Origin of the sequence: Catenibacterium sp. AM22-6LB (assembly GCF_003435615.1) — a bacterium.
Classification (GTDB): Bacteria; Bacillota_I; Bacilli_A; order Erysipelotrichales; family Coprobacillaceae; genus Catenibacterium; species Catenibacterium mitsuoka_A.
Map to the genome: position 1 here is coordinate 22,962 of NZ_QTUM01000011.1, position 21,902 is coordinate 44,863.

Annotated in this window: 27 protein-coding genes; 4 read left to right on the forward strand and 23 right to left on the reverse strand. The window is 40.5% G+C overall.

Going from position 1 to position 21,902, the window contains the following annotated elements; genetic code table 11:
- The first annotated feature begins 47 nt into the window (after nt 1-47).
- Nucleotides 48-578 (forward strand): PadR family transcriptional regulator, encoded by a 531-nt coding sequence (locus DW269_RS04105; RefSeq protein ID WP_055158612.1) that lies wholly within the window; start codon nt 48-50, stop codon nt 576-578.
- 84 nt (nt 579-662) lie between these two features.
- Here the strand turns inward: DW269_RS04105 and DW269_RS04110 are convergent, their stop codons facing one another.
- Nucleotides 663-1,181 carry a nitroreductase family protein gene (locus tag DW269_RS04110; protein WP_025579184.1) on the reverse strand — a complete coding sequence of 173 codons (519 nt, stop codon included), beginning with the start codon at nt 1,179-1,181 and terminating at the stop codon, nt 663-665.
- Nucleotides 1,182-1,304: 123 nt separating this feature from the next.
- Here DW269_RS04110 and DW269_RS04115 point away from each other — a divergent pair, with 123 nt between their 5' ends.
- A complete protein-coding gene (locus tag DW269_RS04115) occupies nt 1,305-1,628 on the forward strand; it encodes a helix-turn-helix domain-containing protein (protein ID WP_117458674.1) in 324 nt (107 codons plus the stop codon).
- Nucleotides 1,629-1,693: 65 nt separating this feature from the next.
- On the opposite strand, the gene DW269_RS04120 is transcribed toward DW269_RS04115, so the two are convergent.
- The 13 genes from DW269_RS04120 to DW269_RS04185 all read right to left on the reverse strand — a co-directional run bounded on the left by DW269_RS04120 (nt 1,694) and on the right by DW269_RS04185 (nt 12,957).
- The gene (locus DW269_RS04120) at nt 1,694-2,596 is read right to left on the reverse strand and encodes a conjugal transfer protein (RefSeq protein WP_117458675.1); all 903 of its coding nucleotides are present in this window, start codon (nt 2,594-2,596) and stop codon (nt 1,694-1,696) included.
- A gap of 14 nt (nt 2,597-2,610) precedes the next feature.
- Nucleotides 2,611-3,618: a lysozyme family protein gene (locus tag DW269_RS04125; protein ID WP_117458676.1), complete on the reverse strand. Its 1,008-nt coding sequence runs from the start codon at nt 3,616-3,618 to the stop codon at nt 2,611-2,613.
- A complete protein-coding gene (locus DW269_RS04130) occupies nt 3,615-5,723 on the reverse strand; it encodes a CD3337/EF1877 family mobilome membrane protein (protein WP_370446082.1) in 2,109 nt (702 codons plus the stop codon). Before DW269_RS04130 ends, DW269_RS04125 begins: the two co-directional genes overlap by 4 nt.
- A gap of 41 nt (nt 5,724-5,764) precedes the next feature.
- Nucleotides 5,765-8,218: an ATP-binding protein gene (locus DW269_RS04135; protein ID WP_117458678.1), complete on the reverse strand. Its 2,454-nt coding sequence runs from the start codon at nt 8,216-8,218 to the stop codon at nt 5,765-5,767.
- Nucleotides 8,205-8,594: a conjugal transfer protein gene (locus DW269_RS04140; protein ID WP_005611098.1), complete on the reverse strand. Its 390-nt coding sequence runs from the start codon at nt 8,592-8,594 to the stop codon at nt 8,205-8,207. Before DW269_RS04140 ends, DW269_RS04135 begins: the two co-directional genes overlap by 14 nt.
- A 113-nt stretch (nt 8,595-8,707) precedes the next feature.
- Nucleotides 8,708-9,208 carry an antirestriction protein ArdA gene (locus DW269_RS04150; RefSeq protein WP_199409913.1) on the reverse strand — a complete coding sequence of 167 codons (501 nt, stop codon included), beginning with the start codon at nt 9,206-9,208 and terminating at the stop codon, nt 8,708-8,710.
- A gap of 20 nt (nt 9,209-9,228) precedes the next feature.
- Complete coding sequence (locus DW269_RS04155; protein WP_117458680.1) at nt 9,229-9,624, reverse strand: hypothetical protein; 396 nt, start codon at nt 9,622-9,624, stop codon at nt 9,229-9,231.
- Between the two features lie 15 nt (nt 9,625-9,639).
- Nucleotides 9,640-10,131, reverse strand: a complete 492-nt coding sequence (locus DW269_RS04160) for an antirestriction protein ArdA (RefSeq protein ID WP_117458681.1) — start codon at nt 10,129-10,131, stop codon at nt 9,640-9,642.
- An 83-nt stretch (nt 10,132-10,214) separates the two neighbouring features.
- Nucleotides 10,215-10,742: a YcxB family protein gene (locus DW269_RS04165; protein ID WP_005334889.1), complete on the reverse strand. Its 528-nt coding sequence runs from the start codon at nt 10,740-10,742 to the stop codon at nt 10,215-10,217.
- 79 nt (nt 10,743-10,821) lie between these two features.
- Nucleotides 10,822-11,043, reverse strand: a complete 222-nt coding sequence (locus DW269_RS04170) for a hypothetical protein (protein WP_004844214.1) — start codon at nt 11,041-11,043, stop codon at nt 10,822-10,824.
- A complete protein-coding gene (locus tag DW269_RS04175; protein ID WP_005611092.1) occupies nt 11,040-11,174 on the reverse strand; it encodes a DUF3789 domain-containing protein in 135 nt (44 codons plus the stop codon). The genes DW269_RS04170 and DW269_RS04175 overlap by 4 nt, the downstream gene beginning before the upstream one ends.
- A gap of 3 nt (nt 11,175-11,177) precedes the next feature.
- On the reverse strand, nt 11,178-12,410 hold the full coding sequence (mobT, locus tag DW269_RS04180) for a MobT family relaxase (RefSeq protein ID WP_005423183.1): 1,233 nt from the start codon (nt 12,408-12,410) through the stop codon (nt 11,178-11,180).
- A 220-nt stretch (nt 12,411-12,630) separates the two neighbouring features.
- Complete coding sequence (locus DW269_RS04185) at nt 12,631-12,957, reverse strand: hypothetical protein (protein WP_233503269.1); 327 nt, start codon at nt 12,955-12,957, stop codon at nt 12,631-12,633.
- A gap of 206 nt (nt 12,958-13,163) precedes the next feature.
- Between DW269_RS04185 and DW269_RS04190 the strand changes: the two genes are divergently transcribed.
- Entirely contained in the window at nt 13,164-13,352 is a 189-nt protein-coding gene (locus DW269_RS04190) for a helix-turn-helix transcriptional regulator (protein WP_226814521.1), read from the forward strand.
- On the opposite strand, the gene DW269_RS04195 is transcribed toward DW269_RS04190, so the two are convergent.
- From DW269_RS04195 to DW269_RS04235, 9 genes are all read right to left on the reverse strand, one after another.
- Nucleotides 13,344-14,735, reverse strand: a complete 1,392-nt coding sequence (locus tag DW269_RS04195) for an FtsK/SpoIIIE domain-containing protein (protein ID WP_117458683.1) — start codon at nt 14,733-14,735, stop codon at nt 13,344-13,346. The genes DW269_RS04190 and DW269_RS04195 overlap by 9 nt on opposite strands.
- Before the next feature lie 103 nt (nt 14,736-14,838).
- On the reverse strand, nt 14,839-15,234 hold the full coding sequence (locus DW269_RS12725) for a DUF6483 family protein (RefSeq protein WP_008704173.1): 396 nt from the start codon (nt 15,232-15,234) through the stop codon (nt 14,839-14,841).
- Between the two features lie 95 nt (nt 15,235-15,329).
- Nucleotides 15,330-15,584 (reverse strand): hypothetical protein, encoded by a 255-nt coding sequence (locus tag DW269_RS12730; protein WP_199409911.1) that lies wholly within the window; start codon nt 15,582-15,584, stop codon nt 15,330-15,332.
- A 39-nt stretch (nt 15,585-15,623) separates the two neighbouring features.
- Nucleotides 15,624-15,857, reverse strand: a complete 234-nt coding sequence (locus DW269_RS12735) for a hypothetical protein (protein ID WP_199409909.1) — start codon at nt 15,855-15,857, stop codon at nt 15,624-15,626.
- Between the two features lie 88 nt (nt 15,858-15,945).
- Nucleotides 15,946-16,329 (reverse strand): YdcP family protein, encoded by a 384-nt coding sequence (locus tag DW269_RS04210; RefSeq protein WP_117458684.1) that lies wholly within the window; start codon nt 16,327-16,329, stop codon nt 15,946-15,948.
- 15 nt (nt 16,330-16,344) lie between these two features.
- On the reverse strand, nt 16,345-16,668 hold the full coding sequence (locus tag DW269_RS04215) for a YdcP family protein (protein WP_005334875.1): 324 nt from the start codon (nt 16,666-16,668) through the stop codon (nt 16,345-16,347).
- A 177-nt stretch (nt 16,669-16,845) separates the two neighbouring features.
- Nucleotides 16,846-19,896, reverse strand: coding sequence for a VaFE repeat-containing surface-anchored protein (locus DW269_RS04220; RefSeq protein ID WP_117458685.1), 3,051 nt, complete (start codon nt 19,894-19,896; stop codon nt 16,846-16,848).
- Nucleotides 19,897-20,237: 341 nt separating this feature from the next.
- Nucleotides 20,238-20,384 carry a hypothetical protein gene (locus tag DW269_RS04225; RefSeq protein WP_199409908.1) on the reverse strand — a complete coding sequence of 49 codons (147 nt, stop codon included), beginning with the start codon at nt 20,382-20,384 and terminating at the stop codon, nt 20,238-20,240.
- Nucleotides 20,385-20,714: 330 nt separating this feature from the next.
- The gene (locus DW269_RS04235; protein WP_117458686.1) at nt 20,715-21,329 is read right to left on the reverse strand and encodes a class I SAM-dependent methyltransferase; all 615 of its coding nucleotides are present in this window, start codon (nt 21,327-21,329) and stop codon (nt 20,715-20,717) included.
- A gap of 204 nt (nt 21,330-21,533) precedes the next feature.
- On the opposite strand from DW269_RS04235, the gene DW269_RS04240 reads away from it, so the two are divergent.
- The gene (locus tag DW269_RS04240) at nt 21,534-21,857 is read left to right on the forward strand and encodes a PadR family transcriptional regulator (RefSeq protein ID WP_117458687.1); all 324 of its coding nucleotides are present in this window, start codon (nt 21,534-21,536) and stop codon (nt 21,855-21,857) included.
- The last annotated feature ends 45 nt before the right edge of the window (nt 21,858-21,902 follow it).

Sequence of the window (21,902 nt, forward strand, 5' to 3'; positions counted from 1 at the left end):
ATATAGAGTATCTTAAATCATTGTATTTGTCAAGGAGTGTGAAATATATGTTATCAAAATCAGCTACTATGCTTTTAGGGCTTATTACTCATCAACCACTTAATGCCTATGAAATTGTTAAAACTTTAGACTACATGAATATCAAGTATTGGTTCAATATTGGAACGTCTACTGTATATGCCACAATTAAAACTCTAGAGAAAAAGCAATATCTCGTTGGTGAAATACAGAAGGACGGTAATATGCCCGATAAAACTGTTTATTCAATCACGGAACAAGGAAAAGCAGTATTTTTGGAGACTTTGCGAACTTCTTTTTTGAAGTTCGATTATGATACGAATATTTTTTCTATCACAGCATTTTTCCTTGATTGTTTACCAGAAAAAGAACAAAAGACGCTGTTAGAACAGCGTATGACCGTTTTACAAGAATATCTTGCTGGTATTCAAAAACAACATACAGAAGAATGGGAAAAACAAGTTAATCCATATCATGTTGCCAATCTACAACGTATGACGGATATTGTCTTAGCTGAAATTAGCGGTACAGAACGACTTTTTAAAGCTACAACAAAATAGAATATATGGAAATAAGGCTTGCGGAGCATACTATATAGAGTATGACGCAAGCCTTTTGTCCCAACCTATAATCTCTGTCCAAATTTATAAATAATCATAAGAAACTAATTCTTCCATAGGAATACGTGTTTCTGAATGACGTTCTGAATCTTCTGCAATACCTTTTCCATAACCGATAGCCAAAATATTGATAGGCTCTAAATTATCCGGTAACTGAAATTCTTTCTTGATTACATCTGGTTTAAAAAAGCATACCCATACAGTTCCTAATCCTAATTCTGTCGCCTGCAACATCATATGATCTGTTAAGATAGAAGCATCTATATCTGTCGTCTGTTTATTATCGAAAGGTCTTGTCCATGCCTTTGAATGGTCTGCACAAACGATAATTGCCAGTGGAGCATTGTAAATATTTCCAGCTTTAGCAATGCTTTTTAATCGCTCTTTGTCCTGTACCACTAACAATTTAACCGGCTGTAAATTCGCCGCAGTTGGTGCAACATGAGCACAAGCAAGTATTTTTTCTAACTTTTCTTTTTCAACTGGTTTATCTTCATATTTTCTAACAGAATATCTTTTCTTAGCAATATCTAATAATGACATATTAAAATCTCCTTAATTCTTGTATATTAGGTCAACCTGTACTATAATTCTATCTGAAATAGTATTTTTATACAAGAATGCACTATTTTGTAATATACTATCCAAAAAGGAAGTGAAGATATTATGGGAAATAATTGTTGTGGTTTTAGCTGTCCAGTTGAGGCAACCATTCGACTTATTGGTGGAAAATATAAAGCTGTTATTTTATGGCATTTAATGAACAAAACGTTACGGTACAATGAAATTCATAAACTAATTCCGAAAGCGACTGATAAAATGCTAGCTCAACAGCTTCGAGAGCTTGAAAAAGATGGACTTATTAACCGTAAGGTTTATCCAGTTGTTCCTCCAAAAACAGAGTATTCTTTAACAAAATTCGGGGAAACACTGACACCCATTCTTGATGAACTATGTAATTGGGGAGAACAATATTTGATTCAAAAATAAATGTCATGGTAAATAACTTTTTATAAATTATTTACCATGATATTCTTTTAGCATTTTTTACAAACTTATTCTACAATCTTCCAGTTATCGTCCTTATGAAGCACAAGCTCATACTGCGAAATTTGTGTCATTTTCGATTTGTTATCCAGATATTTCACAGACACACTGACCTTGAGGTTATCGCCATCTTTGGTAAAGACAAGATTTACCAGTTCTGAAAATACATAATCGCCGGATACAGGAGCAAGCACACCGTCTTTGACATAGTAGGCAAGTTCTTTCTCTGTAGCTGTTGGGTACAGTTTGAAGAATGTTTCCAAGAAAGCGGTAGCGTCCTTGACTGTGTCAGAGCTAACACTGACATCGGCTTCCTGTACTTTCGGTTCATACTCTGATTTCTGTACTGCCGGAGCAAGGGTAGGATTCTGGGTAATGACCATTGCACCATCCTTATCCACATGAACGGTCACGGTGTAGTTTTCTGTGACTGCCTGTGTCTGTTCTCCCTCTTTTACCTGCTGATCTACTTCGTAGGCAACGGTAAAATTGTCCGTTCCAGACTGTTCTACATTCCAGACCAGCACATTTGTAACAGTGGCACTGGTTGGTATATCGGTTCGGATGGTATCGGCGTTCAAGTCCTGTAATTCTTTTGTAAGGTATTTACTGATTTCCGTTGTCCTTGCTTCAATGGCTTCCTTGCTGGTATCCCATGTATAGTAGGCTTTCGCAAAGTTCTTGACGAAATTCTCAATACCATTAGTATCGTTCAATCTTAGCTGAATGATTTCTTTTTCATGTATCGTGTGGGTGTCAATGGCGGTAAAGTTCTTATACACACCAAAACTGGTGCTTGCCAAAAGCACCGCCCACAACAGCAGGACAGATTTCTTATGTGTCCCGACTTTCATGGTACGCACTTTCTTATTCTTAGGTGCTTTCTCTGTTTTTTCTTTCTTCTTAAACATATTTCAAGTCCTTTCTATTGTTTGATTCTTCCGGCACAAATGATGTGCTGTTGCCAGTAGGCAGAGGTCAAATCGGTATAGCCGATTGGATTTCCGGCATGATACATCTGATTGTTTCCCACATAGATTCCTACATGGGTTACATAGTCGCTGGTATTGTAGGTGGAATGGAAAAAGACCAAATCGCCAGCCTGTGCCTGTGACAACGGGATATGCTGGGTTGCGTCATACTGTGCCTGTGCGGTTCGTGGCAGGCTGATTCCGGCTTTTCCGTAGCACCACTGGGTAAGACCAGAACAGTCAAAAGAGGTGTTTGGGTTACTGCCACCATAGACATATTTCCAGCCTTGATACTTCAACGCTTCATTCATAACCGCCTGTACCGTTTCGTTACTGAACTGTTTTATATTCAGATATTGGTTGACCAGCTCCACATAGAACATATTCCCGTAGTTATAACGCCAGCCACCATTTTTACTGACCGATATTGGGTTCGTATAAGTTACTTTTGCACCGCCGGATTTATTCTTTGCGAAATTCTCTGCAAGGTTGAAGCTGTGCTTTTTCCCGTTCTTCGCCACATAGTCTGCATAGCCACCACCATAGTTATAAGATTGAATGACCACGTTAATGTCATTCATACCTTTGGCTTTACTGGAAGAAAGCAGGGACGCAAAATATTTACACCCCTGCTTAATGGATTCTTCTGTACTTAATGAGTTTGGCGGTAGTCCCAAACTTTCACTGGACTGCATGACATCGGTAGCCGTACCGCCACTTTCCACCTGTATGATGGCAAGCAGGACGTTCACATACTCCGAGATACCGTTTTCTCTGGCGTATTTTTCTACCATCGGCTGATGTTTGAGGACATCGGCTGACAGGTTCATGCCGGAATAGACAGGCGAATGGCTGTTTGAACTGTCGTCATCTTCGCCGGAAATCAATATCCCGAAAAAGAGGACAATGGAGAAAAGGACAGGAAATATCGTACCTATGATAAGGATACGCTTTAATCTCATTTCTTCCGTCCTTTCTCTGGTTGCTTCGTAACAGTCTTACGATTTTGTTTTTGGTTGACCTGTTTCTGTACGGTTGTTTTCTTTCGATTACTTCTGGATTCCGCTACGTTTGGCTGGTTTGTTCTGGCAACAGATTTAACCTGCTGTTCCTGTCTGATATTGGTTCGGACAGTTTCTTTTCCAGCCTTGACTTCTGCATTTTTTATCACAGGAGAAGTAGCAGGACGTTTCATATCCGGCTTCGTTACCGTATCGGTCTGTGCGGGTTTTGGAACAGGTGTGGCAACAGGGCGTTCATGGCATCTGGTAGCTCCGGCTGTCGCTGATCCATTCGCATGAACTGTCTGTCTTGCTTCCTGTGCTTTCTGTAATTCCTGTTTTTTCTGTGAGATATTTTCCCTGTGCAGGTTGCGTTTCTGTGTACGCTGTTCCTGTCGGTTTTCCCGTTCTTCTACAACGCCACGCTTAAAGTCTGATACATTGTCCTTTGCTTTCTGCTTTGCAGAGTGGACAGCATAACCAGCCTGTGTCGGCAAGTCTTTCACATTTTCTTTCAGAGTGGACGCACCGTCACGGACTTTATTTTTCGTATCCATCACAGCACCTACCGCAGAACCAACACGGCTTCCCATTGAAACATCATTGTTCCTTTGTGGTCTGGCAGGCGTAGTTTTAGATGTAGTACGAGCGTGATTATAAGCAGAATCAGCAACTGCACCAGCACCAGCCACCGCACCTGCAACACTTCCAGCACCGACAGCCCTTGCAATTCGGCGTTCCATACGTCTTACCCTGTGTCGCATGAACACCATCGGTCTACGGAAAATCCGGCGACCTATCTGCTGGCTGTCATTGGCATTAAGGCTGAACATACTCATTAGCTCTCCGAGCTTCATGTAGATTCCGGCAAAACAGATTATCTGCAAAAACGCCACCATGAAGAACGGATAGTCTGTGGAAATGTTGTAGAACATACTGGAAATCGAAAATGCCACCGTCACAACCAATGTAATTCCAGCTCTTGTCATAATGGCATTGAACACACGGACAACTGCCTGTTTCGCCATGTTCTCATAGGTCGGTATCATGGACAGTAAAAAACTGATAGGTAAAAACATGGCATATATGATAAATAGTATCTGGGAAAACAACATCATGCCGGTAAGCAGAAAGATAAAAATAGTAATGCCAAGATTGAAGATGAGCAGGAAGAACACCATGCCAAGACGGTTGACGACCTGCGGAATCGTTAGATTGTCATTGTCGTTATCCTCAATCTCTGTTTTTACAACATTTTCCCTTGTTTCTCCATCTTCGTCTGATGGGCTGGCAGATACCAGAGCTTCCACACGGTCAGCTCCAATTTCTTCGGTATCACTGTTTCCGAACTGCAATAACAGCCACGGTTTCTGTACCTGTATCGCAAACAGGCTGTCACGGATAAGGTCTACGCTGTCCTTGCCTTTGCTTTGTGAATCGGGGAGCATGATTTTTGTCCCCAAGTCCAGAGAAGCGGTGCTGATGTCCGAACTGAAATCATTGATTTTCTGTATATAATTAGGAGCATAAGCGATAAAGGAAGCGGATACGATAAATACCACCACAAAATTGATAACAGCATGAAGTGCCTTGCTGGTTTCCCGTTTGAGAAGTCCTGTATAGGCGGTATAAACTCCAACAATCAGAATGATGATGAGCAGGAATCCCACATAGAATCCACTGCTGGAAAATCCGTTTTCGCTCACTCCGGCAAGTGTCTGGATACTTTTCCCGATACTGTCTGCCATGTCATTGATAAAGTCCAGCTTATACGCCTGTTGCACCACATATCCTGTGGCATTGCTAAGATACAGGCTGATTGTCCAGACAAAGTTCGTGATACAGTAAAGACCATACTGTACGGATTTTCCAATGCCGTCCAGCCAGTTCCACGGAAGCCAAGACCAGCTATTATCCACATAGAAATCAAGCTGGTAATTGGAAAGCGGATATTTGGAATAAAGATTGTCTGCATTGACTGTATCATCGACCAGTCCAGACGCATGAGCCACCGTCCCAAGCAGGGACAGCAGTACCAGCGTTACCGTTATGGCAAGCAGAATCATTTTCAGCACATGGAATACCTTTTCTTTTGTGACAGATTTCATCATTCCAAATCCACCTCACTTTTTATCGGCGGTCTGGTATCAAAAGCATGGAGCAGTTCTACAAAGACAGGGTGTATCTGTACTACACCGACACGCCCATATAAATCCTGCATTAAACATTGTCCGTTCTCCAAGTCCCTCAACCGTTTCTGGTTGTTTTCATCTTCGCTGTCCAGCCCAAAAAACTCTAAGGTCTGCTTGATTTCATTGGTATCTGTGGAGCGGAACGCAAACTTTAAGCCGATGTTATTTTTCAGACTTTCTTTCGATACGTCCCCAGAGGATTGTGTCACGAAATATACTCCGGCGTTCATGGCTCTACCAGCACGCACCAGCTTGTTTGAGAGGGTTTCGCCCTGTGCCACATTTAAGAACGCCCATGCTTCGTCCAAGTCCACGATTTTAAAAATGCTTCGGTCACTGTGAATAAAGTCAAGGGCAAAGGTACTGATAACAATTAAGATGGATACCGACAACAGTTCAATGGTCGTGTATTCCTCAAAGGTAGTATCCTTATCCGGCAGAACCAAATCTGCAACCTGTATGATGTTGAGCTGGTTATCCAGACTGATTGCATTTTCCACCGAACCGTCCGAGAACAAAAGCTGTGCAAAATCATAGTCCGTAAAACTTTCGATATGGTCTGCAATGTTACGGGATACGGCGGTATCCTCTTTTCGCAGTTCCTCAATGACCTGCAACAGCCCGTGGTTTGTGTTCTGGGATACCGTGCGGACAGCTTTTCTAAGGACAGGGAACTTTTCGCCGTCCCTTGAAGAAATTCCTGTAAGGAATGTAAGAATGTCGATGGCAAGACTTTCAGCGTCCTTGACATCTTTCATAATCACATACGGGTCTAACAGTCCTTGATTGCTGGAATCACTGGTAATGTTTAGAATGTTGATTTCTTCTGCAATCTCCGACAGAGTTTCTTTCCAGTTCCCACGCTCACTTTTCGGGTCTAGGATAACCGCCTGTCCACCGAACAGGACGGAATAATATACCAGCAGGTTATTACAGAATGATTTTCCACCGCCAAGCGAACCCACAAAGGCAGAAGCTAACGCATTTGTGACCGTACCTTTTACCCCTTGACTGGCAAGGGACGGTTGCAGGTAGACATTTCTTCCCGTATCCACGGAATAGCCGATATAGATTCCTATGTTTTCTCCCAACATCTGAGTAGCACCGAAACCAAGTCCGGCTAAAAAGTCGGATTTCACATACTGGATATAATCATTGATATAACGCTTGCTGGCTGGAAGAAATTCTCCATGCAGTCCCATCATATCTCCGGCAGGGCGAACCAGCTTCACATTCAAATCATCGTAAAAGTCCTTGACTTCATCGCAACGGCGTTTCAGTTCGTCAAGATCGGGTGCAGACACCCGTATGACGTAACTTAACTTGTACATACTTTCCTTGCTCTGGTCTAAATCTGTTTCCAGTTCATCGACACTGTCCAAGGCTTCCACTACATTTGAACTTGTTTCATTTCCGGCTTGATAGGCGTGATTGTCCAAGTCCTTTAATTCCTTTTTCTTGTTACGGACAGTGGTTAAGGCTTTCTTATTCCCGACAATCTCAACATTCATGGACATATCCACAGGGAATGTGAACTGCTGTTGCTGGAAATAAAAGATTTCCGATGATGGGAAGTCCAGTTCTCCGACAATGGCATTGACTGTAAAATAGGATACATAGCTTTCGCTGTCCTCATGTTCCAGACGCAAATATCGCTGGCTTTCTTCCACCACACAACGGGTAGGACGGATAAGGTCATAATACTTAATCAGAGTTTCTCTTTTTAATTTTCTTTTGGGTAGAGGATACACATAATCTTCATAGGCTATCCCGTCCCTGCCGTAGAGGTGTTCCATCAGATACGCAAAGTCTTTGGCTTCCAGTCGGCGGATTTTGAACCTACGGGAGATTTTATTTTCCAGCAGTTTTTCCATCTTCACATAACGGTTGATTTCATCATTGCTCATGGAAACAAAGTCATTCATCAGCGTGTGCCTTACCTCATTCAAAAACTCACGGAATGTCAGAAATACCGATTTTTTGATGTTCTTCAGATTGACTTTGTCCTCTGTGACCATGAGCTTGAATCCCAGAAAGAAACGGTAATCCACTTGATTGTCGCCTATCATGGATACAAGGGCTTCGGTCTGGTCGTCTATTTTCTGATAGGCGATTTCCTTTAATTTTCCCGTTACCAGTTTCTTTGACTGTTCCTGTATGCTTCGGATTGAACTTTCGGTTGCAATCTGTAACGCATGAATCTTTCCCTCACGGGACTGTGCGATAAGCTGACGAAAACTGTCATGCACAAGGTATTTCTGTTCTGGGGATAAGAACGAATAATTGTACGGTATCAGCTCATAGTAGGCGAACACCTCATTGTCCTTATTCCAGACAAGGTTGTTGTCGATATATTTAATCGGGAACATAGGTCACACTCCTTACTGCCGTGATAGTTTCCTCAAATTTCTGCTTATGCAGGTTCACGGCTTTTCCGGCATAAGTCACTTTGGGACGCAGGGCATACAGAACCATCGTCTTGATGTAACTGTATGGCTTTTTCCCGTCAAAGGTTTTCTGTGACATGAACCATGTGAGGGCAACGGGAATCCCGAAATATTTTAAAAATGCACCCTCTATCATGGAAAGTGGCGGTACATCTGCAAACAGAATGATAATAAATTCCGTCAGCACAAACCATGTAATCTGGGTAAAGGTTACAGGGAATGGCAGGTTTACATCATTGATGGCATACAGTACCTTTTCCACGTTCCAGATACTTGTATAACTTCGGATTTTCTTCACTTGTAAATGCTCCTTTCTTCATTTTCCTAACAACAGGGACAGCCGGATTTCCCAGACTGCCCCCAAGAGAAAAGCTGACAGTAGCACCAGTGGCGGTGCTGATCTGCCAGCCCTTAACGCAGTACCTCACAGATACCAGCGTTTGTTGCAATAAATGTCCCCTCTATATCGAGGTCACGCCCGTAGGCTTCGTAGTCGATATAGTTCTGTAAAGAGGACGGGATTTCTCCGAGTACCTGTTCTTCATCAATCAGATAGTAGGCTAAATCGGTCATCGTTTCACAGCCGGAATACAGAATGATGTCGTCTTTATGCTCCACCAGTTCTTCCAGACTGCCATAATAGGATACAAAACTGTCCAAGTCGTCCAGCAGGTAGTCTGGTAATTCTTCCAACTGCTCATAGATACGGTTCAGTTCTTCGATGGAAGTATATTCGCTAATCTCCATAGGGAAGTTGTCCGTATCGTGGATTGCGTATTCTTCGTACTCTGCATTTAAGCCGATACGTTCTGCAATCACTTCTTCGTCCAACGGAAAAGAGAACCAGTCCCCGACCAGTTCTCCCTCATTGTACTTGCCAAGATTGGCTATATAGACTTGCATATCATCAATCATAAGCGGTTCACTTCCTTTCACTCATTGTATTCATAAAATCTGCCATGCACACATAAGAAATGTTCTGATGTTTTTTTCATATCTGAACAGTTCCGATGGTATGTAATACTGCCAAGTCCGGCTTCCAGCTCTTGCAGATTTGAAAACCATTCTCTTTGAATTGCAGGTATATCTTCGGGTGGAATTTCACTCTCCGAAATTGCAAGGCAGACATTGTTTAACAGGTCAAGGTCTGTATCTTGCAGGATTTCAAAAGGAAAATCATAATCACTGATAAGATAACGGTCACTGTCCGGCGGTAAGCCAATGGATTGTTTTAATGCTTCTATGTTGCAGGGAAGTGTAAACCATGCACAGCCTGTATCTTTTTCCTGTTCATCAAGATTGATAACAAATACTTTCATTTCTGCCATAAGCAATACCACCTGTCAAAGTTTAAACATTCCATTATTGCAGACAGCATAACGTCCTTTTTCGTCCAGTTCATGGGCGTAGGCTTCCAGATTAAAATATTTCTTTCCCTTTTCGGAGAGAGCAGAAAATTCAATGTTATGCTCCAAGCGGTAGCGGGCAACGTCCATGATGTTGTGACACTCTGGATAAAACAGAAATTCTTCTGATTTCTGCAATAAATCCTCTACACCGCCACAATACGGAATCAACTCTTTGTATGCCTGCTGAACTTCTGGCGATAAATCCGTGTAAGCAAAGTATAGCTTGTTTAATCGTCTGACAGAAGTTGTCCTTACAATGTCGCCAGCAAAGGGGAGCTTCATATCTATAATCTGATAATCATTGCTGTCAGCTTTCACGCCGAGCAGGTCACGGAACAGCTCATAATCAATGGGTAAATCAAACCAGCGAGAGGTTTTATCCTCTGCTGATTTGGTCGTTTCAATCAATACGCTACATTCTTCCATCGTAATTCAGTCCTTTCTTCTAATTTTGAGTATGAAAAAAGCAGTCGATCATAACTGAAAGACTGCTTAACTCTAAAACAATATTAAAGCGTTTCTTCTTTTAAATTCTGACTCAAAAGGGATTTTAACTCTTTTACATCATTTTCAGACAAATCATTTTGATTAACAAGAACCATTTCATTTTTTATTGTTCTGATATATATGTAATTTCTGAAAATCCCCCAACATTTAAAGGCGTTCCAATGATTAGTCCCGTTACCGATATCAGAACTAACTGTAATACCATCGGTATCAAAACAATATTCACGTTTTCCCGAAGTCAATTTATTATCCATCTTTGAATGAACAATATTTATTACTTTTTTCTGAAATGTGTTAGCTCCGTTTATGATAATCCAGATAAAGAAAACCGAAAATAATAATCCAATAATACCATACCCAATACGACTATTCATAAAACAAAGAATCGTATATATTAACATTATGACAGCCATCACAGACGATAACCCTGTTGCAAATTTACGTTTCTTTACATTTTTATCACTGGCTAAAACGATTTCTTTTAAAATATCTTGTTCTTGCTGTCCGATTTCAATACTGTATCTAACCATAATAAGAATCTCCTTTAAACATTTTAATGATATTAGTATATTACCACAAGTTTGTGTTCAAAATGTGGAATTCTTAATTTTACGCTCCAATAATCTTATTAAATAACTGTAACAATACGTCTTTTACGCCGGACGCATTGAATACAAGACCAACGGCGACTAAGGCAACTACCAAGAATCCGATAAGTTTGGAAAACTCACGCTTGAATCCCAAGTAGATTCCGATAACAACAATCGCCATCAGCACAAGGCTCTGTGCGTTGCTTAAAAACCAGTTATAAAGGTTCTGTCCAAAATTCATGCTTTCTTTTCTCCTTTCAGTTCCATCATTTTTCGGTCAGACTGTCTGCCAGCCTGTAAAATACACATGGCAATCACGCCAACTGTTCCACCTAAAGAGAAGAACAGGAAGTCAAATAATAATCGTTGCATTTTTCAATTCTCCTTTTCTAAAATTACATCTTCGGTTGATGTGGTCTGTTGTTCGATTATCTTGTAGTGCTTTTCCGTCAGTTTCGTGGATTTACGGATTTCTTTCAGATAATCAATCCCTGTTTTCGCTGTGATTGTTTCCAGCATTTTGAGTGTCGGGTCAACCTGCCGTTGAATCCAGCGTAGGGTTCTGTCCAGTGTGTAGGGTTCGGGTTTGGTCGTGAGCTTTAACGGCTCTCTGTTTTCCCCGATGAACCACGCCCAGCGGACAGATAATTTCCAGTCGCTCCGTTTCTTGTCTGCTTCCTTATCCACAAAGCGTACATAACGGTTGATAATAGAAAATGCCGTCCGTTCAGCGTCATAGTAAGTCAGCAGGTCACGGACAGCATAATAAGCACGTTCATTTTTTAACCGTATTTCAAATCTGTTTTTTATCGGTGCTTCCTCAATGGGAATCCCAAGTTTGATGTACTGCTCATAGCTTTTTTCATAAACACAGAAGTACACCTCACTTTTCAATGAGCCGATATAAAGCGTATACCCCATACCAGCCTTGTCCTGTTCCTCATGCTTGACCAGTTCGCCGGAAGCATAGGACTTAAAGGAACGGAACACCGATACACATTCCTCATTCCGGCATTTTTCGGTCAGTTCTGGAATATCTAACATTCCCGTATGGTCATTGATGGCAAGGTCAAGACGTTTCATCACACCGCCGTCCACCAGAGCGTCCATAAGGAAGTCATACCAGCTCCGTTCCTGTGCCAGCAGATAACTTTCAAACTGGCGACAGCCTTTTCCTTTCAGTTCCAGCAGGACACCTTTTTCTTCATCGGGGGAAGTATATACGAAAATATCTCCAATGTAGTAGTGTTCCGTGTAGCTGTAATGCCCGAAGTCCTCATGTATCATGTACTGGATATTGAGCTGTAAGATGTCCTTAATGATGTGTCCAATATCCAGTGTCGGAAACCGTATCCTCACATAATCAAACAGCATGGTAAGCGGTGCTTCTGGATTGAATTTTTCCAGAGCTTCCAAAAGTTTTACTTTCATTTCTTCTGTGACCGCCACCTTGCCGGATTCGATACGGCTTAAATGTTCACGGCTGATTCCAGCCATGACCGCAAGTTTCGTCTGGGATACACCGTACTGCAAACGCCTGTCTGCAAAATCCTGTATCCACTCTGTATCATTCAGTGCGATACCCCCTTTACGAAAAAACTGTGACATTTTTTATCCGATGTCACAGCAGTAAAAAAAGCTACCAAACGCTTGATTTCAGCCAAGAATCGGTAACTTTTGTGTATGTTTCCTTGTGATTTGTGCCCCTCTGTTAGATACCGAGGGGCTTAATATATGCTGGCGTGGCTACCGCCACACCAGCAAGGCTAGTCCGTACCTGTGGCTTTCGCTCCGCACGCCACCTGTCCGTCCTGCCTTATGTGTGCAATTATTCCATTTCCAGAGTAAATTTTTCTGGATTGTCCACAATATTGTATGAACCGTCTATCTGGTTCTCCTGCTGATAGGAAAAGCGAAATGCCGAGTTGCCGGATTCAGCGTCTTTCTGGTTCTTGTAGACCGTAACAGAAAGTGCGTGGGGAATCTGAATATCATAACTGAAACGGACACTGTGAAAAGAATTGTCCCTGCATTTTTCAAATATTTGTTCCGCACATTTCTGTTGATCGGTCACGACCAGAGTGTTGAGTATGACCGACGCCCGTAGCTCATAATGGTTATCAGAGCCAGAGCCGGACGAAGAAGATACGTCCATCTGCCGTCCCCATTGCAGGTAAGACAGGCTTCCTGCCAAGAGCAGAAGTATAGTGATTACTATAATTATTGTCCGTTTTCTTATCATTTTAATTTCCTCCGTACACCTGTATTACAGTACAAGTGTAGAGCAAAACAGCTTATTTTTCAATACAGCTATATTTATAATTTGATTAAAAGACGAGGTAAACAAAAATGACAGTATACATGGATTTAGAAAATCTTCTCAAAGAAAAGAATATCAGTAAAAACAAAGTCTGTGAAGCCTGTAATTTACAAAGGACACAGCTCAACAACTACTGCAAAAATAAAGTAACCAGAATCGACTTCTCCATCTTAGCAAAGTTGTGTGAATATCTGGACTGCACACCTAATGACATCTTGAAATTAAAGTAAGGCTTCGGATTGTTCCAGAGCCTTTTTTTCTGTTCTCCTTTCTGCAAGTTCCCCAATCGTACCCAAGAAATCATAGCCTTTGGGTACAAGGGGAGTGTAAAATTCCGATATGACGCTTGTTCCCACATCACAGTATCCACGCCCTTTGATTTGCTTCTGGAAAAACTGCTTTTTCACATCACTTCCAAAGAGCATACCGTAGCCGAGTTCACTCATGCGACCAAGCCCCACACGGAAGTTAAAGTTATCTCTGATACCGTCCCCGAAATACTTTGCGTCTGGACGCTGGCAAGCTACAATCAGAAAGTATCCAGCCTGTCTGCCAAGCATGACGATTTTCTTTAACTGGCTTAACAGGGCAGTGCTTTCCTTTGTCGTGAGCATTTCCAAGAACGCCACATATTCATCAAAGATAAGGAACTGTGGAGCAAGCCCCAGATAGGCATAGTTTTCCCCTGTACGGTAGTTCGGGTGCAGTTTCATTTCTTCCGAGCGTGTGACCATGCTCTCATAAAAGGCATTGACGCAGTCAATCATATCGTCTTTCGTGTGGTAGACATTTCCCATGACCGTTCCCAAGTCTGCAAGGTCAGCGTTCTTCGGGTCAAGAATGTATAAATCCGCATTGGTTCTAAGCAGGGCTTCAATGATGGTCAATAGAAAATATGTCTTTCCACCACCTGTACCACCGCAAATAAGGGCATGGGGAAGTGAATCATATTCCCACACCAAATTTTTCATTAACCGCAGACCACCATTTTCGGCAATCACTTCATCAATCGAAATACGGTTCGCTATCATATCATAGAGCAGGGTGTATTCGATGTATCCGTCATGCAGTGTTTTGTCAGTAAGTTCACAGTACAGCCCCGATTCCAGCTTATCCTCTAAGGACAGGAGCTGTTCTTGATATTTTCCCATTGTGATTTCACACAAAATATGCAACAATCCATTGTCCATCTGATAATAGACTTTCGGAAACCACACGATTTTTTCTCTTGATCTGCTTTGCAGGTCAGTGAAAAAACCGCTGTCTTTGGTGTTTTCCGCTTCATACCATTTATTTTCCAGCACCATACGAGCCAGCTTTTGTCGGTGTAACAACCGCTTGATACGGTCATATCCGTAACGGTAGTAGAGAAAAACGACCAATGCACAAACACCAGTCGCTATCAGAACCGTAATGGAATTGTAGGCAGTCCATGTGATTCCGGCATGGAGCAGGTTAAAATCTTTCCAGTTGGTAACAAGGAGCTGTCGCAGGTTCAGTAGCAGGAATACCGCAACGAACAGGAGCAACAACCAGCCGATACAGAAATGATAGACCAGTGATTTGTCACTGGCACGAATCCTGTTACCTTTAGAGTTTTTCCATACTTTCATATAAACTCCTTTCTTTGGACGTAAGAAAAGCAGTTAATCATGTAGACTAACTGCTTTGTGAATATAAATATAAAATTATAAAGGCTGATTTTTTAATTCTGTGTTACTCATCATATTTGAGCAAATAAAGCAAATCGCTATATCCCGATTTCATAAGTAATTGTTTGAAACCAGAAAGCACTTCTTCTTTTGTATAATTGTTGTTTTCCAAAAACTGATTATCTTTTTCACTAAGGTACTGATAAAAAAGAGCCACTGCCATTACTTCGTTTTTGTTTGTATAGTCAATGCTATCTAAAAGTATGTTCTCTGCTTCGTTAATCTGTCCTAAATCAATCATATTAAGAAAAATTTTCAAATTTTTTCCCGATACTTCATACTTGTTTTCTTTTTCAAGTTCAACAGAAACATACTTTTTCCCAAAGGCTAATGAAAATAATACTCTCACCATTTCTTTTATCATTCGCATGATGTAATCTTTTTCATCGGTAAAATTCATTTTCCCATCTCCTTAAATGTTGGTTTAATTGTTTGGAACATATAAGCTAACTTATAAAACTTGAAGTTGTCTGATTAGCAATTATCTTTTGCAATTTATAACTGCATCAAAAAGAATACCAGTACACTCGAGAGTATTGTTACTGTCCCCATTATGATAAACATCATGGAAGTAAAACTTTTTGAAATTGGTCTATCAACATAACACTTTTTAGGATTGTTTGGATTATAATAAACTGTCATCTTACTGTTGATAGGCCACAACTGCTCCGCAAATTGACGTAAATTTGCAATAGCTCCAGTTTTTACATGTAGCCATCCTTTTTCATCTTCATAGACTTCTGATTTCATCGGTACAGGTACTCCTGATAGTTGCGTTGTTATAATTCCTCAAAATTTTTTCTTTGCTTTATAACAAGTTCCATTCACAAAGTACTCAACGATTGGGTACACTCTTCCATTTCCAGGAAACCCATATTGTTTAACAATACCGTCTGTCTTTTTTGTACACAATTTATTCTGTCTTTTTACAATGATATTGAAAGTAACTCCTAGTAGAACTAATATTACACCAAGACCTCCAACTGTCATCAATTCTAACCATGCAATTTGTATTTCAGCCATAGTTTCATCACCTCAAATTCCGATTTGATTTTTTTATATTATATCAACCCCATTTGAACAATACAATGAAAATCCATTAGTTACAAACTTATTTCTTCGGCGGTTGCTGTGAAACATTGTTCTGTGGATTTCCGGCATGAGTGCCTTTGTTCTTCAAAACAATATCGTCTGCTTTTACATACCAGTCCACATCTGCACCACGGTAATTTGCATTGGCTACCGTATCCGCAACAGGGTTGATAAGTTCCACTTCGGCATTGTAGTCATAGTCCTTTAATGGAACAGTCGCCGGAACGGATACCTGTATCATGCGTCCCTGTGTATTGCATTTTAAATCGTAAGTACGTTCCTTGATTTCTTCACTGACCGTCCCATCTTCATTCTGCACATGAACTTCACGGCGTAATGCGGAGAACTTCAACACTCCGAAAGTCTTTTCTTTATCAATGACAATTCCATTTGCTAATCTCATAATCTGAATACCCCCTCATTTATTTTCTGCTGGTAACATATCGTCTGCAAGTAAGATGTAATTGACAAATCCACGTTCTCCGATTTTATAGCCATCAGTAGTGATTCGTGGGTTGATAAGTTTTACTTTCTGCTCTGGCGAGAAATGCTTTTCGCCAGCTTTGGCAGGAAGTGTCACAACTACATCATCGGCTCTCTGCACATCGGAATACAGGTTGTAGCTTCTGGTAATAACAGCCATACGCCCGTTGATTCTCTGTTGTTCCGTAGTATTTTCTCCGGCAAACTCCAAGTTCCCGAATGTCTTTTCCATGTTTGGTACGACAAATCTTAATTCCATAAATGATTGACCTCTTTTCTTTCTGTTTTATTTTCTTTCCTGCTGTACTTTGTGGGGAGCTACACTCCCCACGCCCCTAGTGGACTTCACGCTCCCGTAAATCAGAGCTTCACGGGAGCGTGAAGTTGCAAAAAGGGTGGCGACCTTGAACACTCTACCAACCGCTACATTACCACCTTATGATTTCTTTCTACGGCGTTTGAAGTAAAGCATACCGCCAAGCCCTACGCAGGAAAGACCGAGCATGGCAAGGTAAGCATAGATATTGGTATTGTCGCCTGTTTTTGGGCTGTCACTTGTCTTAACCGTAGATGGTGTATCCGGCGTGTCAGTATCCTTTGGTGTGTCTGGGACTTCCGGCACTTCCTTGATTGTCACAGTCTGTCCATCGTCTGTGATGTCCTTATGTTCTGTCACTTTCTTTGGTTCGTCTGGATTAGTCATATCGTATAATTCCTCAAATGTAACAAGGCTCTTTCCACCAAGAGAAGAACCATCAAAGGTAAATGCAATCTCAACCGTCATTTTTTCATTGTCGGCTGTAAACTCATAATCATTGGATACTTTCTTTCCATCAATCAGAAGTTCGGCGCTTTCTTCCTTTAACATCTGCCAGCCGGAAAGTTTATATTTTGTTCCAACTTCCAGCCCATCTAATGTGACTTTATCCACAATCGTTACATCTTTTCCGGCTTCGATTTCTTTCTTGCCGTTCTTGTCCGTAGCGGTCGTATGGATTTTGATGATACGTTCTGTGATAAGAACAGTCTGTCCATCATCGTTGATGTCTTTATGTTCGGCAACCTTGACAGGCTCTTTTGGATTGCTCATATCGTACAATTCCTCAAAGGTAACAAGGTTCTGACCGCCAAGAGCTGAACCATCAAAACTGTAAGTAATCTCAACAGTCATTTTTTCGCTGTCAGCAGTGAAAGTGTAATCACTGTCTACACGTTTCCCGTCAATCAGAAGTTCGGCGTTTTCTTCCTTTACCATCTGCCAGCCGGAAAGTTTATATTTTCTGCCTGTTTCCAATCCATCAAGTGTGACTTCGTCCACGATCTTGATGTCTTTTCCGGCAACAATCATCTTTTCGCCTGTTTTCTTGTCGGTAGCTGTGGTATGGATTGTGATTTCTTTTTCGTATTCATCGGTAAGCGTACCTAAATCAATGGTCACTTTATTTCTGGATACGACTATCTCAAAAGCTGGAATCAACTTAAATCCGGCGTTGGAATCACACTTTAATTCCTCAATCACATAAGTATCATAAAGTAATGCACCTTTGCTGTCGTCTGGTTCAGAAGTTCCAAACCATACACCGTCCTCACTGGATTTTCCGGCATTGGTATTGACCTTGTGGGAAGCCCAGCTTGAAGCAGTGGAGAACTGACCGTTTTTGTCAGTAACTACAATATGGGATTCTCCCGTTGTCTTGCTTATAATTCTAAACGGAACACCTGCAAGACGTTTGTGTGTACCTGCACCGATTTTTACACCCTCAATATCGCCACGCTTAATCTGGTTGTAGACAGAGTGGGATTTATCGGTCAAGTCCACGATTTTTCCATCTTTTGTGATAGAAAAGTCGATTGCTTTTGCACCGTCTGTCAAATAGCCCTCTGGTGCTTTGCTTTCTTCTAATCTGTAATTTCCGTAAGGGAGTAAATCAGCAGAAGTAGAAGCAATTCCGTCAATGCCTGTCTGAATTTTCTTTACGGTTTCATTCTTGTTATATAATTTCCCCTCAACCAGTACAGGATTATCATTTAAGGAAATGATGTTAAACTCTGTGTACTGTAAGGTCGCACTTCCCTGTGCTTTGGTATCCTTTGTTTCAAGGTCACGTTTCTGGATTTTTACACCGCCACGGATAACCTTGTCAGATACGGAATACTGGTTGCTTCCAGAAAGTACGGCAAGTTCGCCATCTTCGGAAATCTGTGTAAGGTACGTTCCCTTAATCTGTTCGGAACTTCCGTCAGCCTGCATATATGCACCATCTAATAAGTAGCCGTTTGGTGCTTTTGTTTCTGTGACAGTGAGTGTACCAAGTGGCAATACATTTTTACCGTCCTGTGTATAGAAGCTGTCGCCGGATACTTTGTAGCTGTCGGCAAGTCTAGATACATAATGGATAGTTCCGTCACTGTCTTTTTCGGCAACGGTTTTGGTTGTCCATGTACGGGTAGCTTTTGCAGGTAGATTATCTGCATTGTAGTATCCGTCATAATAGCTCCATGTGAACTCTGCACCCTCTAAAGAAGCAGTTCCCTGTGGAGTAGATTTTCCTGTTTCCATGTCAATTTTGAATAAATCAATCAAAGTCTCTGTGACCTTTGGAGTGTCAGCAACAGTTAATGTCGCTGTTTTTCCAACTTCCACATTTAAGGCATGGACAGTAGAATCCAGCTTGTAACCTTTTGGTGCGGAAAGTTCTTTGATGTAAACTGTTCCGGCTTTTACCTCAACTTCTTTGGTATCGCCGTTTCCATCGGCAGTAAGTGTGGCAAGCTGGCTGTTACAGCCCTTATCAGAATAGACACCAAATGTCGCACCCTCAAAGGAATAGTTGGCATTGCCATCTGTGACCGTTGGATTGGAAGAAGTTTTTTTGACCTTTGCATTTCCTACATTTAACTTCGCCCAGAACTGACCGATGTCCTGTCCTTCGCCAGTATAAATGTAACCGCCACATTCATAGCGTCCCTTATTTGCTTTCACAAATGCTTTCGCACCAGCGTAAACTTCATTCTGTACTGCCTGTGAGATTTCATTATAGGAAGCTCTGACGTTATCGCACTGCCAGCCGAGCTGTTCACTCAACCTCTGCCAGACAACACACTGTTCCAGCAAGTATCCCTGTTTGTAATTCAAGTTCGTATGAGAAGCGGTATATTGCTTGACGTACTCTAAGGATAGAGCAACGTCCGCAATCTGATCGCTACTCATACGGGAGCTTGCGTCAGAACGTGTTTTATATCCATTCTTGAAACTGGTATTGATGTCCACGCAGTAGGCAGTTTCGCCCTCAACTTTCATGTGTCCCTCATTGAATGTAGATTTGATAGAACCATCATTCATAACGTGTTCAATGTAGCCGACACGTTCTGATGATTCTGTCCAATATTGATTGCCGGAAGCATGAACCGCCGTCACTGGTAATGCCGTGAGAATGGTTGCAAAAGCAAGTGTTCCTGTCAGCAATCGCTTTACTAGCTTATTCATATTTTCTCTTTCTCCTTTCGATTTTGGGTATGAAAAAAGCCGTCCATTTCTGAACGACTGGAAATAGAAAAGGAACGCCAAAAGTGTACGTTCCATAGTCTATAAAATATTTAATTTTTCTCTCTGGTGTGCTATCTGACGCCAATTTTGACCCCAAATTTCTGAAAAATGACGATTTTTGATGAACAGCTACAAATTTTCAAAATCCGTGAAGTCCTTGTAAATAGGGCGTTACGGGACTATATGAAACTAGACAAAACCAACGTCACAATAACAAGAGGTGTGTGCTAATTATTTCGTTTTCTTGATTTGATCACATTTTTACGATAGCGACCTATGTTTTATACTGCAGCAGGCACGGTTTCTTGCAAGTTCATTTTAGACATTTCATTCTCCACATAAGACTTTTCTGCAATATGATTGTAGACATTCATTGTGATCTGTGCATCTGAATAACACATGACATACTGTATAACTTCGGGATTCACTATATTTTTCCTCTTTTGCAAAAGAAAAAGTTTTGGATTGTAATCCCAAAACTTTTGATTATTTTGCATTTATGGGAATAAAAAATTAACTTGATAGCTGTTTCTGTGTGAATCAATATTATTCGTCTCCATATGGGCAATATATCCGGCATAGCGGTCAAGGGTCAATGGAAAATTCTTGTTGTTGTGGTTCGAGAACAACCGCAGAGCAATTAAATTTATCCGACAACCATCTGACTGTTTGAGTAAGAATTTGTTCTTCATTTTCTGAAAGTGAAATAACTATTATTTTCCCATAATATCACGTGCCTTTGAAAAAAACATAATTATTCATGCTTTCTTTGCTATAACCAAATAACCAGAGTTTTGAATTTTTTTGTAAGTGATTTCTTGAAATCCACCTCGCTTTAAAAATTCTATAATTTCTTTTTTAGAATATATCTTTACATCTCCCTCATTACTGTAAGAAATAAAAAGATTCATTATTTGTCGAATGGGAAAAGGTTTCCAGTAGTCCGCTATCAACAAAAATTTTCCATGCTTTAGAACTCTATAAAACTCACTGATTGCCTGCTGAGGATTTGGATAATGATGAAAAGAATCTGTACATAAAAGCAAATCAAAACTATTCGTTTCAAGGGTTATATTTTCCGCATCTCCAAGTATCAATGTAGCAGTTCCTTTTAATTTATCATTTGCTTGTTTTAACATTTCTTCCGAAATATCAAGTCCATAAAGTTGCGCAAAAGAATATCTTTCTGTAATGCTTTTTAATATTTCCCCTGTACCACATCCAACATCTAAGATTTTTTGAAAATCTAACTGCTGTAATTCATTTAGAACATATTTATATTGCCCTCTTGCGTGTTTCCCGTTTTTATCTACATCATATGTGTTTGCTTGAACATTAAAAGCAGATTTTGATAAATTTTTATAGTCTGTCATATTAACCTCTCTTTTTACTTTCTTCTAAAATTTTATTTGTTTCTATTATGCAAAAGGTTATGCAAAAGAAACTACTTACTGACAATTTCTCCTTTCTTTTAATTTTAGCATGTGTTATAATCTGAATTAGAAGTAGTGTTTATATAGACTGCTCTATATATAGAGTATCATAAATAAATCAAATAATCAAGGAGAGTGAAAATAATGTTATCAAAAACTGCAACAATGCTTCTCGGTTTGATTAATCAGAAACCAGTTAATGCCTATGAAATTATAAAAGAATTAAATTATATGAATGTAAAGTGGTGGTTCAATATAGCTGATTCTACTGTTTATGCGACAATCAAAACATTAGAAAAAAGAGATTTTATTTCCGGAACAATCGAGAAAGAGGGTAATATGCCAGATAAAACTATTTACACTATTACAGCCAAAGGTAAAACTGAACTTTTAAGCACCTTGAAAAGGTCTATTTTGAAGTTTGATTATGATACTAACATATTTTCAATTACAGCTTTCGTATTATAGAACTAGAAGTTATTCAAGTAATAATTCTAGTTTTTTATTTTATCT

Bases quoted from the DNA above. Each gene is read 5' to 3' on its own strand.
- DW269_RS04105 (WP_055158612.1), top strand. From the start codon at position 48: ATGTTATCAAAATCAGCTACTATGCTTTTAGGGCTTATTACTCATCAA.
- DW269_RS04110 (WP_025579184.1), bottom strand. From the start codon at position 1,181: ATGTCATTATTAGATATTGCTAAGAAAAGATATTCTGTTAGAAAATAT.
- DW269_RS04115 (WP_117458674.1), top strand. From the start codon at position 1,305: ATGGGAAATAATTGTTGTGGTTTTAGCTGTCCAGTTGAGGCAACCATT.
- DW269_RS04120 (WP_117458675.1), bottom strand. From the start codon at position 2,596: ATGTTTAAGAAGAAAGAAAAAACAGAGAAAGCACCTAAGAATAAGAAA.
- DW269_RS04125 (WP_117458676.1), bottom strand. From the start codon at position 3,618: ATGAGATTAAAGCGTATCCTTATCATAGGTACGATATTTCCTGTCCTT.
- DW269_RS04130 (WP_370446082.1), bottom strand. From the start codon at position 5,723: ATGATTCTGCTTGCCATAACGGTAACGCTGGTACTGCTGTCCCTGCTT.
- DW269_RS04135 (WP_117458678.1), bottom strand. From the start codon at position 8,218: ATGTTCCCGATTAAATATATCGACAACAACCTTGTCTGGAATAAGGAC.
- DW269_RS04155 (WP_117458680.1), bottom strand. From the start codon at position 9,624: ATGGCAGAAATGAAAGTATTTGTTATCAATCTTGATGAACAGGAAAAA.
- DW269_RS04160 (WP_117458681.1), bottom strand. From the start codon at position 10,131: ATGGAAGAATGTAGCGTATTGATTGAAACGACCAAATCAGCAGAGGAT.
- DW269_RS04165 (WP_005334889.1), bottom strand. From the start codon at position 10,742: ATGGTTAGATACAGTATTGAAATCGGACAGCAAGAACAAGATATTTTA.
- DW269_RS04170 (WP_004844214.1), bottom strand. From the start codon at position 11,043: ATGAATTTTGGACAGAACCTTTATAACTGGTTTTTAAGCAACGCACAG.
- DW269_RS04175 (WP_005611092.1), bottom strand. From the start codon at position 11,174: ATGCAACGATTATTATTTGACTTCCTGTTCTTCTCTTTAGGTGGAACA.
- mobT (WP_005423183.1), bottom strand. From the start codon at position 12,410: ATGTCACAGTTTTTTCGTAAAGGGGGTATCGCACTGAATGATACAGAG.
- DW269_RS04185 (WP_233503269.1), bottom strand. From the start codon at position 12,957: ATGGACGTATCTTCTTCGTCCGGCTCTGGCTCTGATAACCATTATGAG.
- DW269_RS04190 (WP_226814521.1), top strand. From the start codon at position 13,164: ATGGATTTAGAAAATCTTCTCAAAGAAAAGAATATCAGTAAAAACAAA.
- DW269_RS04195 (WP_117458683.1), bottom strand. From the start codon at position 14,735: ATGAAAGTATGGAAAAACTCTAAAGGTAACAGGATTCGTGCCAGTGAC.
- DW269_RS12725 (WP_008704173.1), bottom strand. From the start codon at position 15,234: ATGAATTTTACCGATGAAAAAGATTACATCATGCGAATGATAAAAGAA.
- DW269_RS12730 (WP_199409911.1), bottom strand. From the start codon at position 15,584: ATGAAATCAGAAGTCTATGAAGATGAAAAAGGATGGCTACATGTAAAA.
- DW269_RS12735 (WP_199409909.1), bottom strand. From the start codon at position 15,857: ATGGCTGAAATACAAATTGCATGGTTAGAATTGATGACAGTTGGAGGT.
- DW269_RS04210 (WP_117458684.1), bottom strand. From the start codon at position 16,329: ATGAGATTAGCAAATGGAATTGTCATTGATAAAGAAAAGACTTTCGGA.
- DW269_RS04215 (WP_005334875.1), bottom strand. From the start codon at position 16,668: ATGGAATTAAGATTTGTCGTACCAAACATGGAAAAGACATTCGGGAAC.
- DW269_RS04220 (WP_117458685.1), bottom strand. From the start codon at position 19,896: ATGAATAAGCTAGTAAAGCGATTGCTGACAGGAACACTTGCTTTTGCA.
- DW269_RS04235 (WP_117458686.1), bottom strand. From the start codon at position 21,329: ATGACAGACTATAAAAATTTATCAAAATCTGCTTTTAATGTTCAAGCA.
- DW269_RS04240 (WP_117458687.1), top strand. From the start codon at position 21,534: ATGTTATCAAAAACTGCAACAATGCTTCTCGGTTTGATTAATCAGAAA.